General features: G+C 58.4%; 17 protein-coding genes and 1 pseudogene. 7 read left to right on the top strand and 11 right to left on the bottom strand.

The window, feature by feature from the left end; all coding sequences use genetic code 11:
- Window positions 1–90: 90 nt before the first annotated feature.
- Window positions 91–282: a YfgG family protein gene (locus QFI97_RS08375; RefSeq protein ID WP_071844960.1), complete on the top strand. Its 192-nt coding sequence runs from the start codon at window positions 91–93 to the stop codon at window positions 280–282.
- A 45-nt stretch (window positions 283–327) separates the two neighbouring features.
- On the opposite strand, the gene QFI97_RS08370 is transcribed toward QFI97_RS08375, so the two are convergent.
- On the bottom strand, window positions 328–1,215 hold the full coding sequence (locus tag QFI97_RS08370; RefSeq protein ID WP_346430926.1) for a LysR family transcriptional regulator: 888 nt from the start codon (window positions 1,213–1,215) through the stop codon (window positions 328–330).
- A gap of 97 nt (window positions 1,216–1,312) precedes the next feature.
- On the opposite strand from QFI97_RS08370, the gene QFI97_RS08365 reads away from it, so the two are divergent.
- Window positions 1,313–2,509, top strand: coding sequence for an MFS transporter (locus QFI97_RS08365; protein WP_346430925.1), 1,197 nt, complete (start codon window positions 1,313–1,315; stop codon window positions 2,507–2,509).
- Between the two features lies 1 nt (window position 2,510).
- Here the strand turns inward: QFI97_RS08365 and QFI97_RS08360 are convergent, their stop codons facing one another.
- Window positions 2,511–3,266 (bottom strand): SDR family NAD(P)-dependent oxidoreductase, encoded by a 756-nt coding sequence (locus QFI97_RS08360; RefSeq protein ID WP_346430924.1) that lies wholly within the window; start codon window positions 3,264–3,266, stop codon window positions 2,511–2,513.
- Between the two features lie 42 nt (window positions 3,267–3,308).
- Window positions 3,309–4,076 (bottom strand): SDR family oxidoreductase, encoded by a 768-nt coding sequence (locus QFI97_RS08355; RefSeq protein WP_346430923.1) that lies wholly within the window; start codon window positions 4,074–4,076, stop codon window positions 3,309–3,311.
- A 112-nt stretch (window positions 4,077–4,188) separates the two neighbouring features.
- Between QFI97_RS08355 and QFI97_RS08350 the strand changes: the two genes are divergently transcribed.
- The gene (locus tag QFI97_RS08350) at window positions 4,189–4,779 is read left to right on the top strand and encodes a TetR/AcrR family transcriptional regulator (protein ID WP_346430922.1); all 591 of its coding nucleotides are present in this window, start codon (window positions 4,189–4,191) and stop codon (window positions 4,777–4,779) included.
- Window positions 4,780–4,901: 122 nt separating this feature from the next.
- Here the strand turns inward: QFI97_RS08350 and QFI97_RS08345 are convergent, their stop codons facing one another.
- Window positions 4,902–5,681 carry an SDR family oxidoreductase gene (locus tag QFI97_RS08345; RefSeq protein WP_346430921.1) on the bottom strand — a complete coding sequence of 260 codons (780 nt, stop codon included), beginning with the start codon at window positions 5,679–5,681 and terminating at the stop codon, window positions 4,902–4,904.
- A 97-nt stretch (window positions 5,682–5,778) separates the two neighbouring features.
- Here QFI97_RS08345 and QFI97_RS08340 point away from each other — a divergent pair, with 97 nt between their 5' ends.
- Window positions 5,779–6,684, top strand: coding sequence for an AraC family transcriptional regulator (locus QFI97_RS08340; protein ID WP_095100332.1), 906 nt, complete (start codon window positions 5,779–5,781; stop codon window positions 6,682–6,684).
- 81 nt (window positions 6,685–6,765) lie between these two features.
- Here QFI97_RS08340 and guaA read toward each other — a convergent pair whose 3' ends face one another.
- Window positions 6,766–8,343, bottom strand: coding sequence for a glutamine-hydrolyzing GMP synthase (gene guaA, locus QFI97_RS08335; protein ID WP_095100330.1), 1,578 nt, complete (start codon window positions 8,341–8,343; stop codon window positions 6,766–6,768).
- Between the two features lie 65 nt (window positions 8,344–8,408).
- A complete protein-coding gene (gene guaB, locus QFI97_RS08330; RefSeq protein WP_095100328.1) occupies window positions 8,409–9,875 on the bottom strand; it encodes an IMP dehydrogenase in 1,467 nt (488 codons plus the stop codon).
- A gap of 158 nt (window positions 9,876–10,033) precedes the next feature.
- On the opposite strand from guaB, the gene xseA reads away from it, so the two are divergent.
- Window positions 10,034–11,404 carry an exodeoxyribonuclease VII large subunit gene (xseA, locus tag QFI97_RS08325; RefSeq protein ID WP_346430920.1) on the top strand — a complete coding sequence of 457 codons (1,371 nt, stop codon included), beginning with the start codon at window positions 10,034–10,036 and terminating at the stop codon, window positions 11,402–11,404.
- Here xseA and QFI97_RS08320 read toward each other — a convergent pair whose 3' ends face one another.
- Window positions 11,405–11,629 carry a zinc ribbon domain-containing protein gene (locus QFI97_RS08320; RefSeq protein WP_346430919.1) on the bottom strand — a complete coding sequence of 75 codons (225 nt, stop codon included), beginning with the start codon at window positions 11,627–11,629 and terminating at the stop codon, window positions 11,405–11,407.
- Between the two features lie 49 nt (window positions 11,630–11,678).
- Window positions 11,679–12,696, bottom strand: a pseudogene (locus tag QFI97_RS08315) (oxidoreductase).
- 349 nt (window positions 12,697–13,045) lie between these two features.
- Here QFI97_RS08315 and QFI97_RS08310 point away from each other — a divergent pair.
- A complete protein-coding gene (locus QFI97_RS08310) occupies window positions 13,046–13,405 on the top strand; it encodes a hypothetical protein (protein ID WP_346430918.1) in 360 nt (119 codons plus the stop codon).
- Here QFI97_RS08310 and QFI97_RS08305 read toward each other — a convergent pair.
- Entirely contained in the window at window positions 13,398–13,940 is a 543-nt protein-coding gene (locus QFI97_RS08305) for a plasmid pRiA4b ORF-3 family protein (RefSeq protein WP_071056516.1), read from the bottom strand. The two genes, QFI97_RS08310 and QFI97_RS08305, sit on opposite strands and share 8 nt — an antisense overlap.
- 476 nt (window positions 13,941–14,416) lie before the next feature.
- Between QFI97_RS08305 and QFI97_RS08300 the strand changes: the two genes are divergently transcribed.
- Window positions 14,417–14,848, top strand: coding sequence for a hypothetical protein (locus tag QFI97_RS08300; protein WP_071056514.1), 432 nt, complete (start codon window positions 14,417–14,419; stop codon window positions 14,846–14,848).
- Window positions 14,849–14,855: 7 nt separating this feature from the next.
- Here the strand turns inward: QFI97_RS08300 and QFI97_RS08295 are convergent, their stop codons facing one another.
- Both QFI97_RS08295 and QFI97_RS08290 read right to left on the bottom strand, forming a co-directional pair.
- Window positions 14,856–15,047, bottom strand: a complete 192-nt coding sequence (locus tag QFI97_RS08295; RefSeq protein ID WP_071056512.1) for a hypothetical protein — start codon at window positions 15,045–15,047, stop codon at window positions 14,856–14,858.
- Window positions 15,048–15,931: 884 nt separating this feature from the next.
- Window positions 15,932–16,303, bottom strand: coding sequence for a hypothetical protein (locus QFI97_RS08290; protein ID WP_032743366.1), 372 nt, complete (start codon window positions 16,301–16,303; stop codon window positions 15,932–15,934).
- Window positions 16,304–16,348 lie beyond the last annotated feature (45 nt).

The following is a 16,348-nucleotide window of genomic DNA, read 5'->3' as shown; positions in this document are numbered from 1 at the left end:
TTTTTACATCCTCTTCAATTGACCCCGCACCTTTCCTGTGCCTTAATACGCCTATCGCCCATGTTATGGGTATACTTCAAGGAACCTTTTGTGAGTCAGGCACCCAGTATGCGTAAACGACATCGATTTAACCGTCGCATGACCCGTATCGTACTGCTTATCAGCTTTATCTTTTTCTTTGGACGTTTCGTCTACTCCTCTATCGGCGCCTGGTACCATCATCAGGACAAAAAAGAGTCGCAGCAATCCACCGCCCCGGTTGTCACGCCGACCCGAGAATAGCCTGGCTGTAACAAGGCGCTCGCCGTATCCGTATCCGATGCCCGATCAGTCTCCAGGGTGCCGCAGCAGGCGCAGCATTTCGGCGATCCCTTTACTAAGGATTTTATCCTGACGCATCACCACGCCCAGCCGGCGCTGCAGGTACGGCGTCAGCGAGTGAACGCTTAGCCCGCGACGATCCTCCGTGTGCTCCACCGCCATGCGCGGCACAATGCTGTAGCCCAGCCCCGCGCGTACCATGCGCTTGATCGCCTCGATGCTCCCGAGCTGCATCACCGGCGCAATCGCCAGGCCTGCGGCATCAAACCAGCCGTCAATCAGCGCCCGGGTACCGCTTCCCGCCTCAAAGGCTATCAGCGGCAGGGCTTGCAGAACGTCAGGCGTCAGCCGCGGCGGCAGCGCCTGGCCCTCGCTGGCAAAAATAAACACAAACTCCTCATCGAGAACCGGGGTCACCGCCAGGCAACGCCCGTTTGCCGGCAGCGTCACCAGCCCAAGGTCGAGCCGGTTTTCTTCCACCGCCCGCACGATATCGAGCGTATTTCCGGTGGTCACGCCCACCGTCAACAGCGGGTGGCTCTCGCGCAGCTGCTGCAGTATCGGCGGTAAAAGATGAATACAGGCCGTCGCCCCGGTGCCGAGAGCAATCGCGCCGCTGATCTCATGACTAAACTCGCCGACGGACTGCAGCGCCGCGCTGACCGCCTGCTCGATATGCTCGCCGTGGGCCAGCAGCGTCAGGCCGGCCGCCGTCGCCTTCACGCCTCGCCCGGTGCGCTCAACCAGACGGGTCTGGAGGAACTGCTCCAGCTGACGCACCTGCAGACTGACGGCGGGTTGCGATAGCCCCAGCACGTCGGCGGCGGCGGAAAAGCTCCCTCGCTGCACCACCAGCCGGAAGGTCGCCAGGTTTCCCAAATTCAGCGTCATCATCGCAAAGTTTCTCTTATAAGGGCCATAAACGGACGGGTCTGCCTGCACAATAGCCTGCGGGTTATGCTGCGACAACCTTATAACTGAACAGAAGACCATGAAAGTTACCGAAAAATCGCACTCCGCCCCCGCCCTGCTCACCTTTGCTGCCGGATGCAACCAGCTTATCAACTGGGGCATTTCATTTTATATGCCCGGCACCTTTGCCCGGGCCATCGCGCAGGATACCGGCTGGTCTGCGGCGCAAATCTATCTCGGCCTGACCCTTGCGATGCTGATGATGGCGATGGTCTCGCCCTTTGTTGCCCGCCTGCTGGCCCGCCTCGGCGGCCAGCGCGTGGTGGTCTCCGGCACGCTGATAATCGCTGGCGGATGTTTAACTATGGCGAATGCGCATACTCTGCCAGTCTGGTTTAGCGCCTGGCTGCTGACCGGCGTCGGTATGCGCCTGGCGCTGTATGACGCGCTGTTCGCCGCGCTGGTCAACCTTTACGGACAGCGCTCAAGAGTGACTCTCTCGCGGGTGACGCTGGCGGGCGGGTTAGCCTCCGCCGTTTTCTGGCCGCTTGGCGCCTCCCTGCTGACGACGATCGGCTGGCGACACGCGCTGCAGGTCTACGCGCTGTTCGGCGTGCTCAGCGCGCTGCTGCTGTGGACAATGCCGAATACCCGGCTCCCGCTGACGCCGCGGCGTAAAGCGCGCCGACCGACATCAGGTCACGATCGACGCGCTGGCCTGCTGTATGCGGCGCTGATCGCGCTGGTGACCTTTGTCTCTAACGGAACCTCAACTCACCTGCCGGAATTTATCGCCAGCTACGGCCTGCCCGTGGCGACAGGGATGCTGTGGGGAGTCGGGCAAACCGGCGCTCGTTTTCTGGAGGTGGCTTCCGGTTCCGCATTAACGCCGCTCAGGCTGACGCTGCTCACGACATTTCTGATGCCGCTGTGCTTTGCGCTCGGCCTGAGCGGCCCCTGTTTAGCGTGGGCCGCCGCCGGGTTTGTGCTGGGATATGGCGCCATTAATGGCTTAACCACGGTATTCAAAGCCACGCTGCCGCTGCAGCTGTTTGCCGCGCAGGATTACGCCCGGCGCACCGGGATTTTGCTGATCCCCGCCCAGCTGCTGGCGGCCGCATCGCCGTTTGCCTACGCCTGGCTTAACCATCGGCTGGGCATTGAGGGGAGCTTAGCGGTTTCTGCGCTGCTCGCGCTGGTCGTGGCCGCGCTGGCGCTGGCGATTGCGTTGCACCAGCGTCAGTTCCCGCCGGAGACGGTTAGCGAGCGCGTCTGAATCAGGCCGTGAAGCCACCGTTGACGTCAATCACCGAGCCGGTGATGAAACCGGCATCCGGCCCGGCCAGGAAAGCAATCGTCGCGGCGACCTCCTCAACGGTCGCGTAGCGCTGAATAGCGTGAGATGCCATCACCACCGGCGGCAGGTTATCCCGCGCGCCGGCCGCCATGTCGGTGTCCATGATGCCCGCCTGCACCACGTTGACGGTGATATTACGCGCCCCCAGATCGCGCGCCGCGCCCTTGCTGTAGCCCACGATCGCCGCTTTACTGGCGGCATAATCGGTGGTGCCGGGGAAACCTATGCGCGTGCCAAGGCCGGAGCCGACCGAAATAATCCGCCCGCCGTCCGGCAGAACCCGCACCGCCGCACGGATGTTCGCGATGACGCCCATCGTATTAATAACCCACTGTCGATCCATCGCCGCGTTGTCAATATCGGGGGCATCGATCGTTTTCCCCTGCCACGCGACGGCCGCGTTATTGACGAGAATATCGAGTTGACCAAGCTTCTCCACGACTTCGCGCACCAACGGTTCCGCGGCGGACGGCTCCCCCTGATCGGCCCTGATAGCAACGGCGCGTACGCCTTTCGCGATGAGTTTTTCCACGACGGCATGCGCCTTGTCGGCGGAAGCAACGTAGGTGATGGCGATATCCGCCCCCTGATCGGCCAGAACGTCAGCGATCGCCGCGCCGAGACCGCGCGAACCGCCGGTGATGAGCGCGACTTTTCCTGCGAGTTTTTTATTCATTGCAAATTCCTCAGTAGGTTGGGTTGAAAGGGAAATTCCGCCTCACCACGGCAGCCGCTGGTCCTGGAAGAAAAAGCCGCCCGTTGGCCCCTCTTCCCCGATGCAGGCATAGCGGATGACGGTACGAGCGCCGCTTGCGACGCTCATGTCCGCCCGTTCGCCGCCCATGCTGGTTTGCAGCCAGCCGGGATGAACGGCGTTAATTTTGATTGGTGTCCCGCGCAGCTCTTCCGCAATCAGGATGGTGAAGGCGTTGAGCGCGGCTTTGGACGTGTCGTACCCCAGCGCGCGAATCGGATAGACCGGCGAATGCGGATCGGATAAATGGGCAAGCGACCCACGGATGCTCGATACGTTGACGACGCGTCCCGCCGTCGAGCGTCTCAGCAGCGGCAGCAGAGCCTGCGTCAGGAAAACGGGAGCGAAGAAGTTCGCCTCAAATGTGTCACGCACCGCGTCCGCTGGCGCCTCGCTCGGCGGGCGGGTCGCCGGCGTGCCGCCGTCGGGACTGTCCAGCAGAATACCGGCGTTGTTAATCAGAATATCGAGCCTGCCATAAGCCCTGTCGATCTCCGCGCAGGCCGCCTGTCGATCCGCTTCGCGGGTAACGTCGAGCCTGAGCGCCGATACTTTGCCGCCCTGGCCACGCAGCTCGTTCGCCACCTGTCGGGCTTTGCGCTCATCGCGGGTGCCAATAATAACGTGGGCGCCAAGCGCAGCAAGCTGCCGGGAGATCTCCAGGCCGAGTCCGCGCGCCCCGCCGGTCACCAGCGCGACCTTATCGTGGAGCGGAGCATTGGAATTCATCATAATGGCACTCCTTAAATATAATACTGATCGATATGATATCGAACGGTATTGTATTTGCCGATAAGGTGTCAAGCGATTTATACTGACCGGTATTGAAATTGGGGGAATGAAAATGGGACGTCACAGACAGTTCAACGAAAATGAGGCGCTGGAGGCGGCGCTCTCTGTTTTCTGGCAGAAAGGATACGAAGGGGCCTCCCTTGAAGATCTCACGCAAGCCACCGGCGTAGCCCGCCCCGGCCTCTATTCGGCATTCGGCAACAAGGAAAAAATCTTCCTCAGGGCTCTCGATCTTTACGACGCCACGTACATGGGCTTTATGCGCGAGGCGCTAAACGAACCGACGTCCCGCGAGGTCGTTGCGCGGATCCTGCGAGAGTCTGCCAGCGTCCAGACGGCAAGCGCCGCCCATCCGGGCTGCCTGGGCATCAACGGCGCGCTGGCCTGCTCCGATGATGCGGAGCCCATTCGCCGCGAGCTTATTCGCCGCCGCAGCGCAACCCAGCAGGCGCTGAACGAACGCCTGGAGCGGGCGCGCCGGGAAGGCGATTTACCGCCATCGGCGGACTGCGCCACCCTGGCTTCCTTCGTCATGACGCTATCTCAAGGGATGGCCGTGCAGGCCAAAGCCGGGGCCAGCAGGCAGATGCTTGACGCGTTGGTCGAGCACGCGCTGGCGACGTGGCCCTCCGCATCCCGGTAACCTCCTCGCCGCCGGAATAGTCAGCATGCGGGCTTATCGATATTTCGCCGAAATTATCCGTCGTAGCCGGAGCGGAATGCTTTTCGCCTGAGGGTCAGCGCGGCAGGAAAGCGGCACCGCCCTCATGGTTGAAAAGCGCGCGATTCCGCCTGGCAGCCGGCCTCGGCCATCCACAGCTCGGCATCGGCGCCTGCGGGAATACGTAACGGCGCAGAGGGGTCGGTCGCCGCCCGCCAGACCGCTTCTGCCACATCGGAAGGATGGGTCACCGGACCCGGGTCTTCCTGTACGCTTTTTATAAATTGCTGCAGCATCGGGGCATAGTCCGGCTCCTCCATGCCGCGCACGTGCGGGCGGGCGTTATCACCGAAGCGGGTTTCCGGCGAACGGCCGGGCAAAACGATATGCACGCGGACGCCGAAGGGCGCCATTTCCACCGCCAGCGATTCGGTGAAGGCGTTTACGGCCGCCTTGCTTGCCCGATAAATCCCGACGATCGGCAATGGTTTGAGCGTGACCGTAGAGGTGACATTGATGACCACGCCGGCCCGGCGCTGGCGCATTTGCGGCACGACCGCCTGCACCATCGCCAGGGTTCCAAGCGTATTGGTCTGAAACAGGGCGTGGACGGTTTCCGACGCCGTAAGCTCAACCGGCGCTGGCGCCCCGAAACCGGCGTTGTTGACCAGAACGTCGATTGGGCCCGCAATTGCCAGCGCCTGCGCGATACTTGTCGGATCGGTAACATCGAGCGCAAGCAAGCGCAGCCGATCGGAAACCGGCAACACCCCCTCGCGAGGCGTCCTCATTGTGGCAATCACATCCCAACCTTTTTCAACAAACAGCTTCGCGGTTTCCAGACCGAAGCCGGATGAACAACCGGTAATCAATATCGTAGGCATAAGCATCTCCACTAAAGGTTAACGCTCTTATAGTAGTGGCCAAAAGTTGGACGTAATATAGCTTACAGTCGCCATTACTTTAGAGATAGTCTCGATCATGACTCCAGATCCTCTTGCCCAGATCGTTACGCTGCTACAGCCTGCCGCCCGTTTTTCCAAACTGGTGGAGTGTGCCGGCTCGTGGCGAATTCATCGTGAGGCGACAGGCGAGCCCTTATATTGCGTGATCCTTGAGGGCAGCTGCCGCGTAACCTTCGACGGGCATCAACGATTCGTCCTCCATACGGGCGACTTTATCCTCGCCCCGGCCATGCAGGATCTGGTCAACGACAGCCTCAATGCGCCGGACGATATGCCCTTCACCTTGCCCGTACGGATCAACGAGGGGCATTTTCGCGTTGGACGCCAGGAGGGGCCTGCCGATCTGCGCATGCTCATCGGCCATTGCAGCTTCGCCGCGTCGGATGCGGCGCTGCTGGTCTCGCTGCTACCGGAAGTGGTTGTGGTACGCGATCGCCCCCGACTCACCACGCTGATACAGCTGATCGATGAGGAAACCCGTGAACGGCGGGCGGCAAAAGAGCTCGTGCTGGAGCGGCTTCTCGAGGTACTGTTGATCGAGGTATTGCGATCCGGGACGGAGACCACGTCCGCCCCCGGTCTGGGACGCGGCCTGGGCGACGAGCGTCTCGCGGCCGCGCTTCGTTGTATGCATACCCAACCCGATCACCCCTGGACAGTTGCTGAACTGGCCACCAAAGCCGCCCTGTCCCGCTCGGCCTTCTTTGCCAGATTCAGCCGCATCGTCGGCCTGCCGCCGATGGAATATCTGCTGGCATGGCGCATGGCGCTGGCAAAGCAGCTCCTGCGGGATCGGGAGACCGGAATCGAGCAGGTAGCGGTGCGAGTAGGTTACGGGTCGGCAAGCAGCTTCAGCGTGGCCTTTGCCAGATATGTCGGCATCCCCCCGGCCCGCTACGCGCGCGCGCAAACCGCGGGCTAAGCCCAAAATGAAAAAAGCCCGCAGTTACGCGGGCTTAAAAGGGATGGCATAGGCTTCGGCGCCGGTGCGCCGGAGGCTAAATCATTCCCACTCGATCGTTGCCGGCGGCTTACCGCTGATGTCATACACCACGCGGGAGATACCGTTCACTTCGTTGATGATGCGGTTGGACACGCGGCCGAGGAAGTCGTACGGCAGGTGCGCCCAGTGAGCGGTCATAAAGTCGATGGTTTCTACCGCACGCAGGGAAACAACCCAGTCGTATTTGCGGCCATCGCCCATCACGCCGACGGAACGAACCGGCAGGAACACGGTAAACGCCTGGCTGACCTTGTTATACAGGTCGGCTTTATGCAGCTCTTCGATGAAGATAGCGTCCGCGCGACGCAGCAGGTCGCAGTACTCTTTCTTCACTTCGCCCAGCACGCGTACGCCGAGGCCCGGACCCGGGAAGGGGTGACGGTACAGCATGTCGTACGGCAGGCCCAGCTCGAGGCCGATTTTACGCACTTCGTCTTTGAACAGCTCTTTCAGCGGTTCAACGAGGCCCATCTTCATCTCTTTCGGCAGGCCGCCGACGTTGTGGTGAGATTTGATAACGTGCGCTTTACCGGTAGCAGAAGCCGCCGATTCGATCACGTCAGGGTAGATAGTCCCCTGCGCCAGCCACTTAACGTCTTCCAGCTTCAGCGCTTCTTCGTCGAATAACTCAACGAATACGCGGCCGATAATTTTACGTTTCGCTTCCGGGTCGTTCTCACCGGCCAGCGCGCCGAGGAAACGATCTTCCGCGGCAACGTGAACAATGTTCAGACCAAAGCGGTCGCCGAACATATCCATCACCTGCTCGGCTTCGTTCAGGCGCAGCAGGCCGTTATCAACGAACACGCAGGTCAGGTTTTTGCCGATCGCGCGATGCAGCAGCATGGCGGTAACGGAAGAGTCGACGCCACCGGACAGGCCGAGGATCACTTTGTCGTCGCCAACCTGCTGACGAATACGCTCAATGGCATCATCAATAATCTTAGCCGGCGTCCACAGCGCTTCACACTGGCAGATATCGCGCACGAAGCGCTCCAGCATACGCAGGCCCTGGCGGGTGTGGGTTACTTCCGGGTGGAACTGCACGCCGTAGAAGCGTTTTTCTTCGTTAGCCATAATGGCGAACGGGCAGGTCTCGGTGCTGGCAACGGTCACGAAGTCAGACGGGATGGCGGTAACTTTATCGCCGTGGCTCATCCAGACGTCGAGCAGCGCTTTGCCGTCGGCGCTCAGGGAATCTTCAATGCCGCGGATCAGCGCGCTGTCGGTTTGTACTTCAACCTGCGCGTAGCCGAACTCACGCTCGCTGGAAGCCTCAACGTGGCCACCGAGCTGCATTGCCATGGTCTGCATGCCGTAGCACACGCCAAAGACCGGCACGCCGGCTTCGAAAACGTATTCCGGCGCGCGCGGGCTGTTATTTTCAGTGGTGCTTTCCGGGCCGCCGGAAAGAATGATGCCGCTTGGGTTGAATTCACGGATCTGAGCTTCAGTCACGTCCCAGGCCCACAGTTCGCAGTAAACGCCTAATTCACGTACGCGACGCGCAACCAGCTGAGTGTACTGAGAACCGAAGTCGAGGATAAGAATGCGATGTTTATGAATGTTGTCCGTCATTGACGTTTATTCCAGAGCAGTAGCAATTAAATAAAATCGCCCGGCGCATGGCCGGGCGATGAAAATCAGGAGCCCATGCGGTAGTTCGGGGATTCCTTGGTGATCGTCACGTCGTGAACGTGGCTTTCCTGGATGCCTGCACCGCTGATACGCACGAATTCCGCTTTGGTACGCAGGGTATCGATGGTACCACAGCCGGTCAGACCCATACAGGAACGCAGGCCGCCCATCTGCTGGTGAATGATCTCTTTCAGGCGGCCTTTATAGGCTACGCGGCCTTCGATACCTTCCGGTACCAGTTTGTCAGCCGCGTTATCGCTCTGGAAGTAGCGGTCGGAGGAACCTTTGGACATCGCGCCCAGGGAGCCCATACCGCGATAGGATTTGTATGAACGGCCCTGGTAAAGCTCAATCTCGCCCGGGGACTCTTCGGTACCCGCCAGCATCGAGCCCACCATTACCGCAGCAGCGCCCGCGGCAATCGCCTTCGCGATATCGCCGGAGAAGCGGATGCCGCCATCGGCGATAACCGGGATACCGGTGCCTTCCAGCGCTTCGACCGCGTCGGAAACGGCGGTAATCTGCGGAACACCTACGCCGGTGACGATACGCGTGGTACAGATAGAGCCAGGACCGATCCCGACCTTCACCGCGCTCACGCCAGCTTCAGCCAGCGCACGCGCGCCGGCGCCGGTCGCCACGTTGCCGCCGATGATTTGCAGGTTCGGATATTTTGCCCGCGTTTCGCGAATACGCTGCAGAACGCCTTCAGAATGGCCGTGGGAGGAGTCGATCAGCAGAACGTCAACGCCTGCGGCAACCAGCGCATCAACGCGCTCTTCGTTACCGGCACCGGCGCCAACCGCCGCGCCTACGCGCAGACGACCGTGCTCATCTTTACAGGCGTTCGGTTTACGTTCCGCTTTCTGGAAATCTTTAACGGTAATCATACCGATCAGGTGGAAGCTCTCATCCACAACCAGCGCTTTCTCAACGCGCTTCTCGTGCATTTTAGCAAACACGACTTCGCGGCTTTCGCCTTCACGCACGGTAACCAGGCGCTCTTTCGGCGTCATATAAACGCTAACGGCCTGGTTCATGTCGGTGACGAAACGCACGTCACGACCGGTGATAATCCCGACCAGTTCGTTATCTTCGGTGACAACCGGATAACCGGCAAAACCGTTGCGCGCGGTCAGCTCTTTCACTTCGCGAAGAGTGGTGGTTGGCAGTACGGTCTGCGGGTCAGAAACCACGCCGGATTCATGCTTCTTCACGCGGCGAACTTCTTCCGCCTGGCGCTCAATGGACATGTTTTTATGAATAAAGCCGATGCCGCCTTCCTGTGCGAGGGCAATTGCCAGACGCGCTTCCGTCACGGTATCCATGGCCGCAGAGAGCATTGGAATATTCAGACGAATTGTTTTCGTCAGCTGAGTGCTGAGATCGGCGGTATTCGGCAGAACGGTAGAATGAGCGGGAACGAGGAGAACGTCGTCAAACGTCAGAGCTTCTTTAGCGATACGTAGCATGGGCAATATCTCGACCAGGGTGGATAAATATTGCCGTGGCATTATACAGAGCGTAACCGATTGCATCTACCCTTTTTTGCAAATAATACTTGCGATCGCCTCCCAGCAGGTTACTATCGACTGATTAACCTGCTGATTTAAAGTTTGATCTTGCTCACATGTTGCCATCTCAATCCCCCGCAATTTTTACGGTCAGCCGCCTAAACCAGACGGTTCGCCTGCTGCTGGAACAGGAAATGGGCCAGGTCTGGATCAGCGGCGAGATCTCTAATTTCAGCCAGCCCTCTTCCGGCCACTGGTACTTCACCTTAAAAGACGATAACGCCCAGGTGCGCTGTGCGATGTTCCGCAACAGCAACCGCCGCGTTACCTTCCGCCCGCAGCACGGGCAGCAGGTGCTGGTGCGCGCCAATATCACGCTGTATGAGCCGCGCGGCGACTATCAGATCATCGTCGAAAGCATGCAGCCCGCCGGTGAAGGGCTGCTGCAGCAGAAGTACGAACAGCTGAAAGCGCAGCTGGCGGCAGAAGGTCTGTTCGACCAGCAGCACAAGCAGGCGCTCCCCTCCCCGTCCCACTGCGTGGGGGTGATTACCTCTAAAACCGGCGCCGCGCTGCACGATATTTTGCAGGTCCTCAAACGCCGCGATCCCTCTCTGCCGGTGATCATTTATCCGACGGCGGTTCAGGGTGACGACGCGCCGGGGCAAATCATACGCGCCATAGCGTTAGCCAACCAGCGCCAGGAGTGCGACGTGCTGATCGTCGGCCGCGGCGGCGGTTCGCTGGAAGATTTGTGGAGCTTTAACGATGAGCGGGTGGTGCGGGCGATTTTTGCCAGCCGCATTCCGGTCGTTAGCGCAGTCGGCCATGAAACCGACGTGACGATTGCCGATTTTGTCGCCGACCTGCGGGCACCTACGCCCTCTGCGGCGGCCGAGATCGTCAGCCGCAACCAGCAGGAGCTGCTGCGCCAGCTGCAGTCCGGGCAGCAGCGTCTGGAAATGGCGATGGACTATTTCCTCGCTAACCGCCATCGCCGGTTTACCCAGCTTTTCCACCGCCTGCAGCAGCAGCATCCGCAGCTGCGCTTAGTGCGTCAGCAGACGGCGCTTGAGCGGCTGCGCCAGCGGATGCGTCTGGCCCTTGATACGCAGATGAAGCGCGCCGATCAGCGCCAGCTGCGCGCCCTGCAGCGCCTGAACGCGCACAATCCGCAGCCGCGTATTCATCGCAGCCAGTCGCATATCCAGCAGCTGGAGTATCGTCTCGCCGAGAGCATCCGCGCGCGCTTAAGCGAACAGCGCGAGCGTTTCGGCAATACGGTGACCCATCTGGAAGCCGTCAGCCCGCTGGCGACCCTCGCCCGCGGCTATAGCGTCACCTCCGCCAGCGACGGAAGCGTCCTGAAGCAAACAAAACAGGTGAAGGCGGGCGATCTGCTGACTACCCGCTTAAATGACGGCTGGGTCGAAAGCGAAGTGAAAACTATCACTCCCGTCAAAAAAGCGCGCGCGAAGAAAAAATAGCTACGCCTGGTCAGGCAGCGCGAACTCTACGCGCTTCTTCGAAATCAACCCGTGCCCGTGCTGGCAAAAATAATCGATCGCCCCGCAGGCTTTTAATACCTCCAGCGGCCGGTGGCAATCCGGGCAGCGGGCCTGCAGAGTAAACTCTTTTCCGCAGTGCGCGCAGCGCGCGCTGCCGGCCTGCACCTCCAGCGGTGCGTGGCAGAGAGGGCAATCAGGTTGCATAGTCATTCCTTACGATATTTGGGTCAGCTCAGCTTACCACGATACTCTTTCAGTGCGGCCCGCGTATCTGCTGTTGAAGCTGCAGCAGCAGAGCCACTTCGTCGATGCGCCGCCGGGTCAGTCTGGCGACTTCATCGGGGGCGCGCGCGAACAGGCTGCCCTTCCCGAGAATGTGTTCCCCCAGGCAGTGCTCGTAGATCGCCCCGGTCCGTCGCCAGCGCAGCACCTGCTCGCCGGCAACGAGCTCAACCACTTCGCTATTCTCGCGGCGATCGAGGTTGATAATCCGTCCGTCGCGCAGCGCTATCCGCATGCCCTTCTGCCCTCCCGCCGGGCCGGCATACTTATTGAGCCAGATATTGAGCGGGACTCCGCTCAGCTCCCCCTGCAGATGCGCCTCCCCTTCCGCGGTTTGCGTATCGCCGGGCGCAATCGCCTGGCCCAGGCGATCTTTCACCTGCCGTACCGCAAGGTGAATTCGGTCGTCGCCGCCGCAGTAGCGGATCGTTTCCCGCAGCATCGCCAGCACATGGGTTCCAATATCAAGGATCACGCCGTCGGGATGGCGCAGCTGGCGCGTATCCGGCCTGCCGGTCGCAAAATTCAGCGCCACCGGGTCGCCCCGTTCGTCAAACCCGCTGGGCTCCTGGAGAAAACCGTCAATACGCGCAATATCCTGCGGCGAGAAGAGCAGCGGACGGTCGCCCTGCGCCCCACTCTCCGACTGCCAGCGGGCATCCAGCTGGCCCAGCGCCAGCTTCAGCGCTCCGTCACGCGCCATCCAGTGGTCCAGCGCCAGCACCCGACGGGCATTTTCTGGCGCACGCAGCAGCGAGCGCAGCTTCCAGAACCGGAAGATGCTGCAATGAGGCGGTGGTAATAAACAGGATGTCCAGCGGCTTTGCCAGCAGCGCGGCCAGCGAGTCGCAGCGGCTGACGCCCTCAGGCATCCGTTGAGGATTGCTATCAAAACCCCAGCACGCCGCTAGCGGTATCGCCAGATTTTTCAACGCCGGCAGCCAGGCCGTCTCCACCACCGCGCCCAGCCCAATAAACCCTGCCTGCATCGTTACCCCGCCACCGTTAGCACACAATAATCAGCTGAAATGATAAGAGTATTATGGGGGAACGCTTTGTAGATTGCGCGACGGATGTTGCGCTCAGCGGGAATAAAAAAACCCGCCAGCGGCGGGTTTATGTCTTATTTGCTTTTCTTGATGTGAAAGATAATAAAACCCATAAGTACATTGTTTTATATGTAAATTTAAAGTTTGATAATTAGTTTGTGTACACCCATGTGTACATGATTTTAGAAGGTGCTCCCCTCTTTCACGCAAACTTGAGCATCGTCGCAATCTTGCCGTTACCATTCTTATTGTATGATACATCTATCCCACAATAAGGAATCCCCCAGCCATGAGAATGACCAGCCGCAAAAAAGAGATACTCAGTTACTTTGAGCCGGATAACCTCGAGTTGGTATCGGGTGAGATCGGCGCTCCGCCACTCGATGTGTCGGGCGTGGCCTACCTGCTTCACGGCATGGGATCGTTCGATAAACGACACCAGCTCGAATCAACCCGCCGCACGCTCGAAAGCATGGTTGCCGGTGGACTGCTTGAGCGAATGACAGTGTATGAATCGCGGCAGGTACGGCGCGGCGGTGAAACCAACGCAACGGTCGTGCGTTACGGTTTACCCGGTCAGTGCGCTGTTATGCGCGATACTGGCGGCGCTGATAACGCAATATCAGGCGAATATATGCGGGTCAGTTAAGAGCCTGCAATCTATCGTTGATGCTGCTCAGGTCGTAAACCCGGCGCTCAATATCCAGCATCAGGAAATTGTGGATCTCGGCCTGTTGAGGATTATCAGAATCTCTGGCCTGTAAGAGCAATTCATTGTATCCATGCAAACCACCTGAGTTTTCCGCCGGGGTGGTGCCTTTCCCGCGCAGACAGCCAATGGGCTGCTTACTAGTATCGTGTGTTCGCTTCTCCAGCACAACGAGGCAATCCCACCAGTCGCCAAAGTCATACGTGTAAACCAGCCTGTCCCCCTCATTCTGGAGCGCCGCCCATAGTGGCGTGATTGCCGCGTTACCCATGCTTTCATCCTCACCCCATACGCGATACTCGCTACCGGGATCACCTTTACGACCTTTCTCGAACATATACAGATGTTCGTCATTCCAGCCAAAAGCCAACTGGATCACCGCGTGAAGTTCACTAAAGGGGATTTGCTCTGGAACCAGCACACGCCGCCATATTGGTGGTTTGCTGTCTCGGATGGTTATCTTTAGCTGGTACATGCAAATCCTGAATAAATGCGAATCGGAAGGATAACGATACTGACGCACTCACAATTCTGTAAAGGTGAATAAAGGTAATTTGCTTAATACGCATAAGTTACATGCGGAATAATCCCGTATGTACGGGCCCAGAAAATTTAATACGCTCGATCGCTACTATAGTATGCAACGCTAGCCAAGACGCACGTTTGCCAAGCCGCGCAATCCAAATCCGTATCAAACAGTATAAATTTAACAAGCATCTTTTTTGGATGCCCCTGGTAAGTATTTCAACTCCAGACTATCGCCAGCTCGGTTCCTTCTGCGTCGGTAGCTCTCAAATTTCCAAAGCATTCCAAAATTTATGACCACCAGCGCCGCACACCCAAGGTGAGGATGGATGGAGAAAACCGTCAGTTATATGGAACCTAATCCGTATAACAACGTTATACAGTGGTATACTGTATAGACCGAAAATACTGATATGGCGGCCCCTAATGAGCAAATCCAATCTGGTAGCATTCCGCGTTCCGACTGAATTGCATGGCGCATTCAATCAGGCTGTAGCGGCGGCGGGCGGTGACAAAACAGCTTGGCTGCTCGATGCCCTGCGCAGTAAACTGAACCAGCCAGAAAGCAACCCACAGCTGCGCATGCTTGAGCTGGTGGAGCGAATGGAAGTAGCAGCAGCCGCGCTGGCCGGTGGCAAACAGGGGATCCCGCCGACCCTGTACAATGAAGCGGCTGTTATCGGGATTGTTGCTGATACTATCCGGGAAGGGTTCGATAATGGCCGCATTATCGCTGAGAGGCTCAATGAGGCCGGTTATCAGACTAAAGCGGGCAAGGCGTGGGATAAGGACATTTACAGCGCCTGGAAGCGTCAGGGGCGCAACGCTGAGAAGCTATCGGCAACGCTACAATCGTAGCTCTGGTTTATCTGCGCGGCGCGGCGGGCTTCTTCCACTGGTAGGCTGGTGCGCTCATCCTGCAGTGGTGGCGCTCTTTGGCCTGCAACACCTGCGCCACGCCGTTGCGAATGGTGTAAAGAGTGTGGCTGTCCACTCCTTCATCGTTCTGCCGGGCTATCTCGAGCAACGTTAATTCAAGCTTGTGACGGTCTAACATGGAATAGCTCCTGTTCATGGCTTGTAACCGGCTGATTTTAGCTAATTCTGTCAGAGAACCAGAATTAACCTTGCCGTAGTCTTGCTGTGCTCATGGGGTAGGCATTAGGGTAATATTAGTGCGCTCATGGGGTAGCCTTTTTCGATGCCCGTTCAAATGACCGAATTGACGCCTCCGCTTTGCGTATCACCCGGGCAAACCCTTTAGCGTCCCTCGGTTCTTTCAACCGCCAATAAGCTGATTCAGTCTTTAGCAGTCGAGAGCGCTTTTTCTCGAAGGTATCCCATCTCATGCCGGCAGGCTTCGGAAACTTGAGCGGACTATTTAGCAGGCTGCCCGCGGGTGGGTAATCATCCCCCCATAGATCATGCCTCTGCTTCCACACACTGCGCCGTAAGCGAGCGATTTCATCTTCACTCTGGCTGGCATAGTGAAGGCTCCAGCATTTACGACACCCTACGTCCTTCCGGCCAATAAATAATTTCGCAACCCGGCCACCACAATGCGGGCAAATGTACCATTGCCGGTAGCCATAACCTGCCCGGGTGATCGTGATGCCAATAACCCGCATTACCCCGTTGATTGTCGCGCTGTAGCCGCCAGAGACCAGAGAGAAGTACACCCTTCCGCTCTCGGTATCACAAAAAACCTGTGTTTTCGGGCTCGAATCCACCAGCTTTCTTTGCATATCTGCCAGAAACTGGAGGTTAATCCGTGGTAGCGCAGAAGTGTAAACCCGCGTCAGCTCTCTCATTGGCTCAGATCTCCGCTAAAAAAAGCCGAAAATGAATACGAAATAATATGAGTTCCGCAACATTAACAATTCTTAACCACTCACGGGGTAAGCGGTTTCTGTGCATATATCGGTTTCGTTTTCTGCGCAATCATGGCTTTGATAACTCCCGCAGGAAAGCAGCATCCATCTGCGGTTTTGCATCAGCAACGCCATGCTGCAAAAACTCTTTCCTGGCCCTGGGGAGGGTGAATTTCTGCGGGATATTCGGATCTGCTACATAGATTGCGTAATTTGCTGAATATCCGATGCGTCCAGTGATGCGCGTCCCGTTAGTGATGACCTCTTTAAACTGCGAGTTAATCAGCGTGCTGGTATCAACTGGCGTATAGATTGCGGCTACGAGTCCGGCCTCATGCAAAGCGGCTGTCATTGCGCGAGGTAAGCGCCGCCCAGTAATGTCCCTCACCAGCGCATTCATGTTGCGCCGGATGTTGTTCATTCCCCTGCCTTTGATGCCCATTTATCACCTCTTATCTTTGTCTGGTACGCACTGAAAAACTTTCAT

The sequence above is a fragment of the Klebsiella scottii genome, assembly GCF_036561945.1.
In the GTDB taxonomy this organism is placed as follows: Bacteria; Pseudomonadota; Gammaproteobacteria; order Enterobacterales; family Enterobacteriaceae; genus Klebsiella; species Klebsiella scottii.
This window is presented reverse-complemented; position numbering and strand designations above follow the sequence as displayed.

Bases quoted from the DNA above. Each gene is read 5' to 3' on its own strand.
- QFI97_RS08340 (WP_095100332.1), top strand. From the start codon at position 5,779: ATGACTCCAGATCCTCTTGCCCAGATCGTTACGCTGCTACAGCCTGCC.
- QFI97_RS08305 (WP_071056516.1), bottom strand. From the start codon at position 13,940: ATGTACCAGCTAAAGATAACCATCCGAGACAGCAAACCACCAATATGG.
- QFI97_RS08300 (WP_071056514.1), top strand. From the start codon at position 14,417: ATGAGCAAATCCAATCTGGTAGCATTCCGCGTTCCGACTGAATTGCAT.
- QFI97_RS08290 (WP_032743366.1), bottom strand. From the start codon at position 16,303: ATGGGCATCAAAGGCAGGGGAATGAACAACATCCGGCGCAACATGAAT.
- QFI97_RS08360 (WP_346430924.1), bottom strand. From the start codon at position 3,266: ATGAATAAAAAACTCGCAGGAAAAGTCGCGCTCATCACCGGCGGTTCG.
- guaA (WP_095100330.1), bottom strand. From the start codon at position 8,343: ATGACGGACAACATTCATAAACATCGCATTCTTATCCTCGACTTCGGT.
- QFI97_RS08365 (WP_346430925.1), top strand. From the start codon at position 1,313: ATGAAAGTTACCGAAAAATCGCACTCCGCCCCCGCCCTGCTCACCTTT.
- QFI97_RS08350 (WP_346430922.1), top strand. From the start codon at position 4,189: ATGGGACGTCACAGACAGTTCAACGAAAATGAGGCGCTGGAGGCGGCG.
- guaB (WP_095100328.1), bottom strand. From the start codon at position 9,875: ATGCTACGTATCGCTAAAGAAGCTCTGACGTTTGACGACGTTCTCCTC.
- QFI97_RS08355 (WP_346430923.1), bottom strand. From the start codon at position 4,076: ATGATGAATTCCAATGCTCCGCTCCACGATAAGGTCGCGCTGGTGACC.
- QFI97_RS08345 (WP_346430921.1), bottom strand. From the start codon at position 5,681: ATGCCTACGATATTGATTACCGGTTGTTCATCCGGCTTCGGTCTGGAA.
- QFI97_RS08295 (WP_071056512.1), bottom strand. From the start codon at position 15,047: ATGTTAGACCGTCACAAGCTTGAATTAACGTTGCTCGAGATAGCCCGG.
- QFI97_RS08370 (WP_346430926.1), bottom strand. From the start codon at position 1,215: ATGATGACGCTGAATTTGGGAAACCTGGCGACCTTCCGGCTGGTGGTG.
- xseA (WP_346430920.1), top strand. From the start codon at position 10,034: ATGTTGCCATCTCAATCCCCCGCAATTTTTACGGTCAGCCGCCTAAAC.
- QFI97_RS08310 (WP_346430918.1), top strand. From the start codon at position 13,046: ATGAGAATGACCAGCCGCAAAAAAGAGATACTCAGTTACTTTGAGCCG.
- QFI97_RS08320 (WP_346430919.1), bottom strand. From the start codon at position 11,629: ATGCAACCTGATTGCCCTCTCTGCCACGCACCGCTGGAGGTGCAGGCC.